This is a genomic window from Spiroplasma endosymbiont of Megaselia nigra, from assembly GCF_003987485.1.
Classification (GTDB): Bacteria; Bacillota_I; Bacilli_A; order Mycoplasmatales; family Mycoplasmataceae; genus Spiroplasma.
Genome location: NZ_RCOO01000290.1, coordinates 1 through 977, shown reverse-complemented (window position 1 = coordinate 977; position 977 = coordinate 1). Strand labels below are relative to the sequence as shown.

1 protein-coding gene is annotated in these 977 nt (G+C 23.4%); it reads right to left on the bottom strand.

Features of this window, described 5'->3' with window-relative positions; translation table 4 throughout:
- Positions 1-115 precede the first annotated feature (115 nt).
- A partial coding sequence (locus D9R21_RS07745; protein ID WP_158613998.1) for a hypothetical protein occupies positions 116-977 on the bottom strand: 862 nt, incomplete at its 5' end.

The following is a 977-nucleotide window of genomic DNA, read 5'->3' as shown; positions in this document are numbered from 1 at the left end:
AATATCTTTATGAGTTCAATTATAAGTCGGAATAGGGTCTTTTTTAAATCAATTTCAAGGTAAGGCACCCTTTAATCAAGTTGTTTTATCTTGTTTCATTAATTAAAAATCCTTTCTAAATTACTTTTTTTCTTTGAATAAAAATGTCATATAATTTAGTATTTTCATTTGTAAAATTATGTAGTCTAGTTATCCCATTGGTTGATAATTCCATACAATAAATGGTTTCTAAAGAGGGGTTTTTTCCAAAAGCGACACCATTTATATGTGGTTTAGTAAATTTAGGTTTAGTAATTAATGGTCCATAAGAATATTCATCGCTATCAACTCAAATTGCATAAATATAATTATCTTTATCAAAATTTTTAATTTGATACTCAACAGTTGGATTAAAATCACTAGTATCTACTACTTCTCACTTACTTCCACCACTAATATATATATCACCATTACCTAATAATGAATTACCATTAATAGTTTTAATATTTGTCCCACTTACTAATTTATTTTGTTTAGTATTAATATCTTGTGAAGTTTTTACAATATATTTATTGTTTTCTTTATCAATATATTTTTTATCCAAATCACTATCTTTAATAACATCTGATGGAATTTCACCACTTTGTTTTGCTTTTCAGACATTATTTTCATAATAAATCGTATCATTATCAAAGGGAACTATTAATTTAATATACTCATTATAATCAATTTTAGAAAAGTCATTAATAGTAGGATAAGTAATATTTATTGAATTATCTGTTTGTAATTGTTCTTTTAATCAAAATAATAATGTTGGATAAAAAGTTTTTTTACTAATATGTTTATATTCTTCTTCTCATGAATGAGCATAATTATCTAAACTATAATTATAAGGTCTAGATACTGTTTTACTAGATATAATATCAATTATTTCACCTGCTAATTTTAAAGCATTTTTAACATCACGAGTAATATTTTCATTTGCCTCAGGATCATTA